The sequence below is a fragment of the Streptomyces cavernicola genome, from assembly GCF_029968035.1.
Lineage (GTDB): Bacteria > Actinomycetota > Actinomycetes > Streptomycetales > Streptomycetaceae > Streptomyces > Streptomyces cavernicola.
Map to the genome: position 1 here is coordinate 101,066 of NZ_JASCIQ010000020.1, position 13,142 is coordinate 114,207.

Genomic DNA, 13,142 nt, shown 5'->3' on the forward strand with positions numbered 1-13,142 from the left:
GGGGCGTGATGCGGCACCCTGCGCGCCCGGTTCTGCGGACCGTTCTCGGTCCCCTCTCCCCCGCCGCCGTACGCGGGCCCGTCCTGCCCCACGAGCATCTCGTCCTCGACCTGGACCGCGCGGGCGACCGCGCCGCCGTCCTCGACCCGGCGGCGCACGGCCCGTACGTGACCGCCGAACTGGCCGCGCTGCGCGCCGAGTTCGGGCTCGGACTGGTCGTGGAGCTGAGCTGCCGCGGCATGGGCCGGGACCCGCGCGCCCTCGCCCGGATCTCGGCCGCCGCGCAGGTCCCGGTGGTCGCGGCCACCGGCTGGTACTACGAGCCGTTCCACCCGGCGGAGGTCGCGGGCAGCGGCGTCGAACAGCTCACCCGGGTCCTGCTGCACGAGATCGACGCGGGGGTGGGCTCATGTACCGACGGGACTCGGATCCACCCGGGCGTCATCGGCGAGGTCGGCAGCCACGGCGACCGGCCGAGCCCGGCCGAGGCCCGCTGTCTGCGCGCCGCCGCCGCGGCCGCCCGAGCACGGGGCCTGTCCGTGGCGACCCACGCCCGGTCGGGGCGCGGCGGCCTCGCCCAGCTCGACCTGCTCACCGGCGCGGGACTCGCCCCGCACCGTGTCGCGATCGGGCACCAGGACCTGCTCGACGAGCCGTCCGTGCACCGGGAGTTGGCGGCGGCGGGGGCGTACGTCGCGTTCGACACCGTCGGCAAGGAGCACTACCGCAGCGACGCGGACCGGCTGCGGCTGCTGCTCGACCTGCTCGACGCCGGGCACGCCGACCGGGCCCTGCTCAGCTGCGACATCTCCCGGCACGCCTACCTGGAGTCGGCCGGCGGGCACGGCTACGGGCGGCTGTTCCGGTCCTTCCTCGGCCGGCTGCGGGCGGCGGGCGTGGGCGAGGAGCTGATCGACCTGATGACCCGGCGCAACCCGCTGCGCTTCCTGACCGGCGGGGAGGGTGGGTCGAATTTTCGATGACACACTGTGACATCAATTTTTCGAAGGCCCCCCGCCTCCCGGCCACACACCCCCTCCCCACGGTCCCCCTGGAGGACGCGGTCGCCCGCCAGTTCCGCCTCCTGGAGTGCACGGCCGCGCACTTCGACGGCCGGGAGCTGTTCGCGTCCGACGTCGGGGTCGTACCGGAGTTGGGGCGTCCGCGTACGACCGCGCGGGTGGAGGCGGTGCTCGCGGACTTCCTCGGCGCCGAGGACGCGGCGCTTGTGCAGGGCGCGGGCACCGGGGCGATCCGCGCCGCCCTCGGGCAGGTCAGCGGGCCGCTGCTCATCCACGACGCGCCGGTCTACCGCACCACCGAGGCGACGCTGCGCGGCCTCGCCGTGGAGCCGGAGCGGGTCGACCTCAACGACCCGTCCGCGCTGCAACTCGCCCTGTCCGAGGGCCGGTTCGGCTGGGCGTACGTGCAGCACACCCGGCAGCGGCTCACCGACTCGTACGATCCGGGCGCGGTGCTCGCGGCGTGCCGGGCGGCCGGGGTGCGGACGGTCGTGGACGACAACTACGCCGTCCTCCGGGTGCCCCGCTGCGGGGTCGAGCTCGGCGCCGACGCGTCCTGCTTCTCGCTGTTCAAGCTGCACGGGCCGGAGGGCGTGGGGGTGGTGGCGGGCGCGCGCGACCTGGTCGGGAAGGTGCGGCGGGACAACTACTCGGGCGGCGGCCAGGTCCAGGGCCACCAGGCGCTCGACGCGCTGCGGGCCCTCACGCACGTGCCGGTGATGTGGGCGCTGCAGTCGCGGGTGGGCGCGGAGGTGGCGGAGCGGCTCGCGGCGGGCGAGGTCGAGGGGGTGGCCGAGGTGCGGATCGCGAACGCACAGGACCGCTGCGTCCTCGTCCGGCTCAGCGCGCCGGTGGCCCGCGCGCTGCCGGAGGCCGCGGCCCGGCACGGCGCGGCACCGCACCCGGTGGGCGCCAACTCCCGTTACGAGATCGCCCCGTTGTTCTACCGCCTGTCCGGCTCGTCCCTGGCCGACGCCCCGGAGCTCGCGGACTGGGCGGTGCGCATCAACCCGATGCGGGCCGGCGCGGACCTCGTCGTGGACATCCTGCGCCGCGCCCTCGCCGACCTGCGCACGCCCGGGAGCCGCCCGTGTTCCTGAGCACCGTGCTCGCCCGCAACCCGGCCCTCGTCGACGCCGCGGCGGAGCTGCACCGCGCGGGCGCGATCCCGCCGGACACGTATGTCGTCGACCTGGACGCGGTCGAGGCGAACGCCGCGCTGCTCGCCGCCGAGGCCGGGCGGCTCGGCCTCGGCCTGTGGTTCGTGGTCAAGCAGATCGGCCGCAACCCCGAGCTGATCAGGGCGATCGTCCGGCACCTCCCCCGGTACGCGGCGATCGACCGGCCTGAGGCGGAGGCGCTGCACGCGGCGGGCGGCCGTGCGGGCAACCTCGGCCATCTGGCGCAGATCCCGCGCCGCGCGCTGCCCGCGCTGCTCGCCCGGCGGCCGGAGGCGGTCACGGTCTTCGACGTGGACAACGCCCGCGCTGTCTCCGACACGGCAAGCGAACTCGGCTTCGTACAGGACGTGTTGGTACGGGTCGAGGGTGCGGCGGACGCGACGTTCCCCGGTCAGGAGGGCGGGGTGCCGCTCGCCGGCCTGGAGGCGTTCGCGGGCGCGGTGGAGCGGATGGACGGGGTGCAGATCGCGGGCGTCACAGCCTTCCCGTGCCTGCGCTGCGACCCGGCGACGGGACTGCCGGAGCCCACGCCCAACCTCCGACTCGCCCTGCAGGCACGGACGTTGCTCTCCGACCGAGGCCACGGGCACCGGGACGAACACGGGCATGGGCGTGGGCATGCGCCGCTCAAGCTGAGCGCCCCCGGCGTGACCTGCGCGGCCACGCTCCCCCTGCTCGCCGCGCACGGCGTCACGCACGGCGAGCCCGGCCACGCCCTGACCGGCACGACCCCGCTGCACGCCGCCGACCTGCGGCAGCCGGAACGACCGGCGTACGTGTACGTCACGGAGGTCGCCCACACGCTCGTGGACGGCCGGCCCGCCCTGTTCGGCGGCGGTTTCTACCCGCGCGGCGGCGTCGAGTCGGCGCTCCTTCCCCGTACCGGGGAACGCCTCGCGGTCCTGGCCGCGCCGCCCGGCCACATCGACTACTACCGCCTGCTCGCGCCGCCCGTCGGGCCCCGCCCCCGCCCCGGCGACACGGCGCTCCTCGCGTTCCGCACGCAGATGTTCGTCACCCGCAGCACGGTCGCGGTCGTCGCGGGCCTGTCCCGCGCCGCGCCCCGCCTCGTCGGCCTGTACGACTCCCACGGGCGCCCGGACCCGTACGTACGACAGAGTCCGGGCCGCCCGTGAAGGCGACCCGGACCCGGGACCGTGCGTACAGCAGGACTCAGCTCATGAACTTCTTGAACTCGTCGGGCAGTTCGAAGTTCTGACCGTCCTGGCCGGCCGGCAGGCCGAACGCGCCGCCGCCCTGCTGCGCCTGCTCGCGCCGGGCCGCGGCCTCCTGCTCCTCCTGCTTGCGCTTCATCGGGTTGCCGGACTTCCGCTTGCCCTTGGCCACCTTCTGCTTCTTCTTCTGCCGGCCGGGGCCGCCGCCCATGCCCGGCACGCCCGGCATCCCCGGCATGCCGCCGCCCTGGGCCATCTTCGACATCATCTTGCGGGCCTCGAAGAACCGCTCCACGAGGTTCTTCACCGCGCTGACCTCGACACCCGAACCACGCGCGATACGGGCGCGGCGCGAGCCGTTGATGATCGTCGGCTCGGAGCGCTCGGCCGGGGTCATCGACTTGATGATCGCGGCCGTGCGGTCGACGTCGCGCTCGTCGATGTTGTTGATCTGGTCCTTGATCTGGCCCATGCCGGGCATCATGCCGAGCAGCTTGGAGATGGAGCCCATCTTCCTGACCTGCTCCATCTGGGCCAGGAAGTCGTCGAGCGTGAACTCCTTCGGGCCCTTCTGCAGCTTGGCCGCCATCTTCTCGGCCTCGGCCTGGCTGAAGGTCTGCTCGGCCTTCTCGATCAGCGTGAGCATGTCGCCCATGCCGAGGATGCGGGACGCCATGCGGTCCGGGTGGAACGCGTCGAAGTCGTCCAGCTTCTCGCCGTTGGAGGCGAACATGATCTGCTTGCCGGTGACGTGCGCGATCGACAGGGCCGCACCGCCGCGGGCGTCGCCGTCGAGCTTGGAGAGCACCACGCCGTCGAAGCCGACGCCGTCGCGGAAGGCCTCCGCGGTGTTCACCGCGTCCTGACCGATCATCGCGTCGACGACGAAGAGGACCTCGTCGGGCTTGACCGCGTCGCGGATGTCCGCGGCCTGCTGCATCAGCTCCTGGTCGATACCGAGGCGGCCGGCGGTGTCGACGATGACGACGTCGTGCACCTTCTGCTTGGCGTACTCGACGGAGTCCTGCGCGACCTTGACCGGGTCGCCGACGCCGTTGCCCGGCTCCGGGGCGTAGATCCCGACGCCGGCGCGCTCGGCGACGACGCTCAGCTGGTTCACGGCGTTGGGGCGCTGCAGGTCACAGGCGACGAGCAGCGGCGAGTGGCCCTGGCTCTTCAGCCAGAGGCCGAGCTTTCCGGCGAGCGTGGTCTTACCGGCGCCCTGCAGACCCGCGAGCATGATCACGGTCGGCGGGTTCTTGGCGAAGCGGAGGCGGCGGGTCTCGCCGCCGAGGATGCCGATGAGCTCCTCGTTGACGATCTTGATGACCTGCTGGGCGGGGTTCAGGGCCTGGGAGACCTCGGCCCCGGTGGCCCGCTCCTTGACCTGCTTGATGAACGCGCGCACGACGGGCAGTGCGACATCGGCCTCGAGGAGGGCGATACGGATTTCCCGCGCCGTGGCGTCGATGTCCGCCTCGGAGAGACGCCCCTTGCCGCGGAGGTTCTTGAAAGTCGCTGCGAGGCGATCGGAGAGAGTGTCGAACACGGCGGTCGCAGATCCTCAGGGTCGGGGGCGAAGACAGTCGCTCTCCAGGGTATCGGGCTCGGCAAACTGCTCCGGCGGGCGACTGCGTTTTCCCCTCCCCGCCCCTTCCCGAAAGCTTGCAGCAGCCTCGGGGGCTGCGCCCCCGGCCCCCTCCCCGCTTCGTCGTTCGGCTGCCGCGCCACCGTGGCTGATCGCGCAGTTCCCCGCGCCCCTATCGGGGCACGTGAATCCAGCCCCTCCGGCGTTTGAGGAGCGGGGGTCCGGGGGCTGGCCCCCGAGCGGGGTCAGGGGCGGAGCCCCGAAGCGGGGTCGGGGGCGGAGCCCCAAGGCGGGGTCCAGGGGCGGCAGCCCCGGGCGGGGGAATGGGGGCGGCAGCCCCGAAGCGGGGGAATGGGGGCGGCAGCCCCGAAGCGGGGTCCAGGGGCGGCAGCCCCGGGCGGGGGAATGGGGGCGGCAGCCCCGGGCGGGGGAATGGGGGCGGCAGCCCCGAAGCGGGGTCCAGGGGCGGCAGCCCCGGGCGGGGGGCCGGGGGCGCAGCCCCCGGGGCTGTCCGTTGAGGACTTTCGGGAAGGGGCGGGGTGGGGAAAGAGCAGGGCCTCAGGCTCGCAGTGCCTCCTCCACCCCCCGGGCCAGCTCCAGCGCCGACCGCGCGGCCAACGGCTCCCCCTCCCCGTCCGTGACATAGAACGCATCGACCGCGTTCGACCCGAGCGTCGAGGCGTGCGCACTCCGCACCCGTACGCCCGAGGCCTCCAGCGCACGGCCGATCCGGTGCAGGAGGCCCGGGGCGTCCTGGGCGCGGACCTCGATGACGGTGGCAAGCCGGGAGCCCGCGGCGGCGACCGTGACCCGGGGCGGCGGCGCGGGCGCACCCCGCCTGCGCGGGTAGGCGGCGTCGCGCTCGGCGAGGCGGCCGGGGATGTCGAGGGAGCCGTCGAGGGCGCGCACGAGGTCGGCGCGGAGCCGGGTGGCCTGCGGCAGGGCGCCGAACTCGGTGGCGACCCGCCAGTCGAGGAAGAGCACGGAGCCCTCGGCGGGCACCCCGTCGGGCAGGTCGAGGACGCTGACCTCGGCGGTGCGGACGGTGAGCCGGTGCAGGGCGAGCACCCCGGCCACGGCGGGCAGCACGCCCGGCTGGTCGGGCACGGCGATCTGCAGCTCGACGCCGAGGGGTTCGTCGGCCGAGTCCGGCCCCGGCTCCTCGGTCTGCGCGCGCAGCGCGAGCACAGGGCCGCCCGACCGGTACGCCTCGACGGCCAGACGTTCCTGCTCGGCGGTGGTGGGCGCGGCCGCCGGCTGCGGTGGCGGATCCCCGGCCAGCACGGCGTCGACCCGGGCGACCAGGTCCGCGACGAGCGAGGCACGCCACGCGGACCAGGCGGCGGGCCCGGTGGCGAGGGCGTCCGCCTCGGTCAGGGCGTGCAGCAGCTCAAGGGCGGACGCGGTGCCGACGGCCGCGGCGACGGACTCGACCGTCGCCGGGTCGTCCAGGTCCCGCCGCGTCGCCGTCTCGACGAGCAGCAGGTGGTGGCGGACGAGCCGGGCGAGGACCGCGACGTCGTCGGCGTCGAAGCCGATGCGCGCGGCCACGTCCTTGGCGATGACCTCGCCCGCCACGGAGTGGTCGCCGGGCCAGCCCTTGCCGATGTCGTGCAGGAGCGCGGCGACGAGCAGCAGGTCGGGCCGGCCGACGCGGCGGGTGAGGGCGGCGGCGCGTACGGCGGTCTCGACGAGGTGGCGGTCGACGGTCCAGGTGTGCACGGGGTTGCGCTGTGGCCGGCAGCGGACGCGTTCCCAGTCGGGCAGGAGACGGCTGATCAGGCCTTCGGCCTCAAGCGCTGCCCAGACGTCGACGGTGCCGGGGCCCGCGCCGAGCAGGGTGACGAGTTGTTCGCGGGCCTCGGCGGGCCAGGGCGCGGGCAGCGGTTTCCCGGCGCCGGCGAGGCGGCGTACGGCGTGCGGGGAGAGCGGGAGTCCGGCCTGGGCGGCGGCCGCGGCGGCGCGCAGGGCGAGCACCGGGTCGCGGTCGGGCCGGGCGGCGCGGGCGAGGACGACCTCGCCGTCCTGTTCGACGACGCCCTCGGCGAGCGGGGTGCGCTCGGGCTCGGGCTTGCCGCCCCCGCGTCCGCCGAGCCCGCCCCGCCCGCCGAGCAGCGAGCGCAGGCGCGGCTTCGCGGACCGGGCCCGCAGCACCCGTCCGACCTCGCGCCACGTCACGTCGGAGGCGTACGACAAGGTCCGGGCGGCCTCGTACACCTGCCGGAGCAGCGCATCGGAGTCCAACAGGCCGAGTTCTTCGGCGACTTGGGTCTGTTCCTGGAGGGCGAGCCGGTCGGTGGCGCGGCCGGTGGCGAGGTGGAGGGCGTCGCGTACGTCGAGGAGGGTGCGGCGGGCCTCGGCGAGGCCGGCGCGGGGGGCGTCGGCGAGCCAGGAGGCGGCGACGGCGCGCAGGGCGGTGGCGTCGCGGAGGCCGCCGCGGGCCTCCTTGAGGTCGGGTTCGAGGAGGAACTGCAACTCGCCCTGGCGCTCGGCCCGTTCCTCGCAGAGTTCGCGGAGTTGGGGCAGGCGTTTCGGGGCCTGGTTGCGCCAGTCGGCGAGGACGGTGGTGCGCAGCGAGGCGGTGAGGCCGAGGTCGCCCGCGACGTGCCGGGCGTCGAGCAGGCCGAGCTGGACTTTCAGGTCGTCGGCGGCGGTCTTGCGGGCTTCGGCGGGGGTGCGGACGGAGTGGTCCAGGGCGAGGCCGAGGTCCCAGACCGGGTACCAGAGGCGGTCGGCGAGGGCGGCGACGGTGTCCGGGTCCGCGCTGCCGTCGTGCAGCAGGAGCAGGTCGAGGTCGCTGCGCGGGGAGAGTTCACCGCGCCCGTACCCGCCGACGGCGACGAGGGACACCCCGCGCATTCCGCCTGCCGCCGGGGCGAAGAGGCCGGTGAGCCATTCGTCGGTCAGCTCGGCGAGGGCGGCACGGCGCGGCGGCCCGGACCGCGCCTCCCCGCTCTGGAGGAGGTGCAGCCGGGCCGCCGCGTAGCCGCTGGGCTCGGGGTCTTCCGCTTGCGTGATCACATCGACACTCGTCACCCAACAGCTCCTAGCTAAAAGGCACTTCAGAGCGCGTCGGGCCCGCGCTCGCCGGTGCGGACCCGTACGGCGGTGTCGACGGGGACGCTCCAGACCTTGCCGTCGCCGATCTTTCCGGTGCGGGCGGCCTTCACGACGACCTCGACGAGCTGTTCGGCGTCGTCGTCCTCGACCAGGACCTCGATGCGGATCTTGGGGACGAGGTCGACGGTGTACTCGGCGCCGCGGTACACCTCGGTGTGCCCGCGCTGCCGGCCGTAGCCGCTGGCCTCGGTGACGGTGAGTCCGTGTACCCCGAAGGCCTGCAGGGCCTCCTTGATCTCGTCGAGCCGGTGCGGCTTGACGACCGCGGTGATGAGCTTCATGCGTCCACCTTCTTGTTCTGCGTCGCCGTGGCCGCGGCCTCGGCGGTCCTCGCGGGGGGTGCGGCCTGCACGGTACGGGGGAGGCTGCCGCCGCCCGCGCCGCTGAAGTCGTAGGCGGTCTCGGCGTGTTCGAGCTGGTCGATGCCGGAGACCTCGTCGTCCTCGCTGACGCGCATGCCGATGGTCTTGTGGATGACCCAGGCGAGGAGGGCGGAGACGATCAGGGAGTACGCGAAGGTCACGACGACGCCGAGGGCCTGCTTGCCGAGCTGGTCGAGGCCGCCGCCGTAGAAGAGGCCCTTGGCGTCGGACTGGACGCCGCCGGTGGCGAAGAAGCCGACGAGCAGGGAGCCGATGACACCGCCGACGAGGTGGACGCCGATCACGTCGAGGGAGTCGTCGTAGCCGAACTTGAACTTGAGGCCGACGGCCATGGCGCAGAGGACACCGGCGAGGGCGCCGACGGCGATCGCGCCGAGCGGGGAGACGGAGCCGCCGGCCGGGGTGATGGCGACGAGGCCCGCGACGGCGCCGGAGGCGGCGCCGAGGGTGGTGAACGCGCCGTGCCGGATCTTCTCGTACGCGAGCCAGGCGAGCATGGCGGCGGCGGTGGCGACCTGGGTGTTGACGAACATCACGGCGCCGACGCCGTCGTTGTTGCCGAGCCAGGAGCCGGCGTTGAAGCCGAACCAGCCGAACCAGAGGAGCCCGGCGCCGAGCATGACGAGCGGCAGGGAGTGCGGCCGCATCGGGTCCTTCTTGAAGCCGACGCGCTTGCCGATGACGAGGATCACGCCGAGGGCGGCGGCGCCCGCGTTGATGTGTACGGCGGTGCCGCCGGCGAAGTCGATGACGCCGAGCTCGAAGGCCCAGCCGCCCTCGCCCCACACCCAGTGCGCGACGGGGAAGTACACGATGGTGGCCCAGAGCGCGATGAACAGCGCCCAGGCGGTGAACTTCACGCGGTCGGCGAGGGCGCCGCTGATCAGCGCCGGGGTGAGCACGGCGAACATCAGCTGGAAGACGGCGAAGACGTAGACGGGGATGTCGTACGAGCCCCACAGTTCGTTCAGGCCGATGCCGCTGAGGCCGACGAAGTCGGGGTCCCAGCCGATGACGGAGCCGGTGTCGGTGCCGAAGGCGACGCTGAAGCCGTAGAGCACCCACAGGATCGTGACGATCCCGAGGCTGATGAAGCTCATCATCAGCATGTTGAGGGTGGACTTGACTCGGACCATGCCTCCGTAGAAGAAGGCCAGTGCCGGAGTCATCAGCATCACCAGGGCGGAGCAGATGAGCATGAATCCGGTGTTGGCGGCAGAGAGCTGCGGGGCTTCTGCGGCGATCGTGATGCCTGGAGGCATCGGCGTCTCCTCGTCGTGAGCGGCCCGTGCGGGCGGAGCCTGTGCGGTCATGAGGGGTGGGCCGGTTATGCGCCACGAGATTGGCGCAGCGCGGTTTCCGTCGATGCCCCTCGTTGTTTCGCCGCAGTGACGAAGACGTCGTGCGTGTTACGCGTGCATGAACTGCCGGACCTCGCGCACGGCGGGGTCCGGACAGGAGCCGGCCGCGGCGGGCCATCCGGCTGACCTGGCATGGGGGAGCCGAGTCGGGCAGTCGTGGATGGTCCGGCCGCGGCCGGGGTTCAGGGGGTGCGGTGGGCCGTGGTCAGACCGCCTCCGCGGATTCGGGCAGCTGGGCGGCGAGCTCGTCGGTGAGCCGGGCGACCTCGCTGACCTCGCCGAACGTCCGCATCGCGGTGTCGACGGTCTTGCGCAGCCGGTTGTTGACCCGCTCGGAGCGCACCTTCTTGGCGATGTCGAGGGCCTGCCCGGCGAGTACGCAGCCCTGCTCGGGCTCCTTCTGCATCAGGTGCACGGTGGCCATCCCGATGAGGTTCAGCGCGTACGACCGCTGGTGTTCGGCGTCCTTGGCGAACAGTTCCACGGCGCGCTCCATCACGGGCTGGGAGAGCGAGGCGTACGTGGGGCTTCGGCCGGCCACGTACGCCAGGTCGCGGTAGGAGTGGGCGTTCTCCCCGTTGAGCTCGGCATCGGAGAAGAAGCGGATCCAGTCGGGCTCGCGCTCCTCGATGTCGTCGACGTCGGCGAAGGTGTCCTCGGCCATCCGCACGGCCCGCTTGGTCTTGCTGGGCTGGCCCATGTTGGCGTACGCGCGGGCCTCCATCGCATACAGCATGGACTGGGTGCGCGGGGTGGCGCAGTCCCGGCTGCCGTACTGCGCGAGGTGGATGAGTTCCAGGGCGTCCTCGGGCCGCCCGAGGTGGATCATCTGCCGGCTCATGCCGGAGAGGATGTACGAGCCGAGGGGTTTGTCGCCGGCTTCCTTGGCGGCGTGCAGGGCGAGGACGAAGTACTTCTGCGCGGTGGGCTGGAGCCCGACGTCGTAGCTCATCCAGCCGGCGAGCTCGGCCAGTTCGGCGGCGATCTTGAACAACCGGCGTTCGGTGGCGGGGGGTTGGGGCTCCTGCAGCAGGTCGGTGACTTCGTGCAGCTGGCCGACGACGGCCTTGCGGCGGAGGCCGCCGCCGCACTGGGCGTCCCACTGCCGGAACATCGCGGTGGTCGCTTCGAGGAGGTCGAGCTCGGGCTTGGAGAGCCGGGTGGCGCGGCGGATCGACGCCACCGGCTCGGCGGCCTCGGGGGCGGCGCCGGGGCTGGGCACCAGCCAGCGCTGCATGGGCTCGATCAGGGAGGGCCCGGCGGCGAGGGCGAGCGAGGTGCCGAGGAAGCCGCGGCGGGCGAGCATCAGGTCGCTGCGCGAGAACTCGCTGATCATGTCGACGGTCTGGGTGCCCGTCCACGGCAGGTCGACCCCGGAGAGGGAGGCCGACTGGTGGGCGGTGCGGAGCCCGAGGTCCTCGATGGCGACGACGGCGCCGAAGCGTTCGGAGAACAACTCGGAGAGGATCCGCGGGATCGGCTCGCGCGGCTGTTCGCCGTCGAGCCAGCGGCGCACCCGGGAGGTGTCGGTGGAGATGTGGTTGGCGCCGAGCTGCCGCGCCCTGCGGTTCACCTGGCGGGCGAGCTCACCCTTGGACCAACCACTGCGTACGAACCACGAAGTGAGTTGTTCGTTGGGGCGCTTGTCAGCGTTCGCGCCGCTGCCGCCGTTGCCGCCCACTGGAGCGCCCCCATTCATCGAGATTCTTCGTGCCGGTTGTGCGCCTCGTCACGCCAAGCCCTAACAGAATGCCGCGAGTTGGGGTGCCGGTCTGCGCATTCTCACCCGTCGAACAAGAAACCGAGTTGCCTCCGGCATACCCGCGAACGCGGTCTTTCCCGGGCTTCGTGTACTGAAAGTAGTCCTACGATCACCCTCCCGGCGAGGGCGTTCTCAGAATCGCCACCATTCGCCACCCCTTCGACTGAACTCAGCGGCGGCTCCACACGATTGACTTGACACCGAACACCCGGGAGCGGGCGGAACGGAGCGCGCCGGGGCGCACTGTTCCGCCCGCACCACCCTTGCACGACCCCTGGCGCCACCGCTCGACGACCAAGCGGCGCAAGGGAGTTCACGCAGCAAGCAAGGCAGCACTCGCAGTAGCACTCACGTCAGCACTCGCTGCAACACGAAGGCGACGCAGAGTCGCATTTCCACTCCGCTTCGTAACCGGCGATGCGATGGACCCGTTGGAGGGGGCATGGGCTTCACGATCGGCGGCAGCCGGGGCATCCGCGAAATCCGGCCTGTGCGCACCGGTTCACGGCGCCGCGGGCGAGCTTCCGACTGCACCGCGGTGGCAGAGTTCACGGGCCTGTGGGGCTGGGACGTCGCCCCCGGCGCGCGGGCCGCGGACGGCCGGTGCTCCTGCGGCAAGGCGGACTGTCCGGCCCCCGGCGCGCACCCTCTGGACTTCGCCGAGCGCATCCCGGCCGGCTCGACCCTCGACCAAGTCACCCGCGCCTGGGGCGAGTTCCCCGGTGCGGCGGTGCTGCTGCCGACGGGGCGGCGGTTCGACGCCCTGGACGTGGCGGAGTCCGCCGGCCGTCGCGCCCTGGTCCGCATGGAGCGCATGGGCATCCCGCTCGGCCCTGTCACCGCTACGCCCGACGGCCGCGCCCAGTTCCTCGTCGCCCCCGGCGCCGCCGCGGAACTCCCCGCGCTGCTCTACCGCCTGGGCTGGGACGACGCCGACCTGGACCTGCGGGCACTCGGCCCCGGCGCGCACATCACGGCCCCGCCGTCCGACCACGCCGGCCTCGGGCCGACCCGCTGGCTCCGCCCCCCGGCCCTGGACCCGGCCACGACCCTGCCTCCGGCCCGCCTCCTCCTCGGCACCCTGGCCTACGTGAGCCACCGCTCACGCCTCTGACCTCTCCCCCACCCCGCCCCTTCCCAAGGGCCCCCAGCGGACACCTCCGGGGTGCACCCCCGGCCCCCCGTCCGGGGGCTGCCACCCCCGCGACCCCCCGTCCGGGGGCTGCCGCCCCCAACCCCCCGCCCGGGGCTGCCGCCCCCAGACCCCACCACGGGGCTGCACCCCCGGACCCCACCACGGGGCTCCGCCCCGGACCATCCCGGGGGCCAGCCCCCGGAGCCCCCGCTCCTCAAACGCCGGAGGGGCCGAATCGAACCCCGGCAGGGGCTGAATTTGGGGCGGCGACACGGCCCCGACAGGGGCGCGGGGAACTGCGCGACCAGCCACGACGGCGCGGCAGTCAAAAGGCGACCGGGATCCAGGGGCGGAGCCCCGAAGCGGGACCCAGGGGCAACAGCCCCCGGGCAGCGAGGCCCGAGGCCGCAGCCCC

Annotated in this window: 9 protein-coding genes; 4 read left to right on the forward strand and 5 right to left on the reverse strand. The window is 73.5% G+C overall.

Annotated elements, in window-relative coordinates; translation table 11 throughout:
* Window positions 1-8: 8 nt before the first annotated feature.
* The 3 genes from QIS96_RS19995 to QIS96_RS20005 are packed head-to-tail and all read left to right on the forward strand — an operon-like array spanning window position 9 to window position 3,339.
* The gene (locus QIS96_RS19995) at window positions 9-983 is read left to right on the forward strand and encodes a phosphotriesterase family protein (protein ID WP_282544019.1); all 975 of its coding nucleotides are present in this window, start codon (window positions 9-11) and stop codon (window positions 981-983) included.
* Window positions 980-2,122 carry an aminotransferase class V-fold PLP-dependent enzyme gene (locus QIS96_RS20000; RefSeq protein ID WP_282544020.1) on the forward strand — a complete coding sequence of 381 codons (1,143 nt, stop codon included), beginning with the start codon at window positions 980-982 and terminating at the stop codon, window positions 2,120-2,122. The genes QIS96_RS19995 and QIS96_RS20000 overlap by 4 nt, the downstream gene beginning before the upstream one ends.
* Entirely contained in the window at window positions 2,113-3,339 is a 1,227-nt protein-coding gene (locus QIS96_RS20005; RefSeq protein WP_282544021.1) for an alanine racemase, read from the forward strand. Before QIS96_RS20000 ends, QIS96_RS20005 begins: the two co-directional genes overlap by 10 nt.
* Window positions 3,340-3,376: 37 nt before the next feature.
* Here the strand turns inward: QIS96_RS20005 and ffh are convergent, their stop codons facing one another.
* The 5 genes from ffh to nsdA form a co-directional block, all read right to left on the reverse strand.
* Window positions 3,377-4,927 carry a signal recognition particle protein gene (ffh, locus tag QIS96_RS20010; protein ID WP_282544022.1) on the reverse strand — a complete coding sequence of 517 codons (1,551 nt, stop codon included), beginning with the start codon at window positions 4,925-4,927 and terminating at the stop codon, window positions 3,377-3,379.
* A gap of 597 nt (window positions 4,928-5,524) precedes the next feature.
* A complete protein-coding gene (locus QIS96_RS20015; protein WP_282544023.1) occupies window positions 5,525-8,002 on the reverse strand; it encodes a [protein-PII] uridylyltransferase in 2,478 nt (825 codons plus the stop codon).
* Between the two features lie 26 nt (window positions 8,003-8,028).
* Window positions 8,029-8,367, reverse strand: coding sequence for a P-II family nitrogen regulator (locus QIS96_RS20020; protein ID WP_282544024.1), 339 nt, complete (start codon window positions 8,365-8,367; stop codon window positions 8,029-8,031).
* Window positions 8,364-9,731 carry an ammonium transporter gene (locus QIS96_RS20025; protein ID WP_282544025.1) on the reverse strand — a complete coding sequence of 456 codons (1,368 nt, stop codon included), beginning with the start codon at window positions 9,729-9,731 and terminating at the stop codon, window positions 8,364-8,366. Before QIS96_RS20025 ends, QIS96_RS20020 begins: the two co-directional genes overlap by 4 nt.
* 304 nt (window positions 9,732-10,035) lie before the next feature.
* Complete coding sequence (gene nsdA / locus QIS96_RS20030; protein ID WP_408907221.1) at window positions 10,036-11,529, reverse strand: transcriptional repressor NsdA; 1,494 nt, start codon at window positions 11,527-11,529, stop codon at window positions 10,036-10,038.
* A 505-nt stretch (window positions 11,530-12,034) separates the two neighbouring features.
* On the opposite strand from nsdA, the gene QIS96_RS20035 reads away from it, so the two are divergent.
* A complete protein-coding gene (locus QIS96_RS20035; protein ID WP_282544027.1) occupies window positions 12,035-12,706 on the forward strand; it encodes a bifunctional DNA primase/polymerase in 672 nt (223 codons plus the stop codon).
* The last annotated feature ends 436 nt before the right edge of the window (window positions 12,707-13,142 follow it).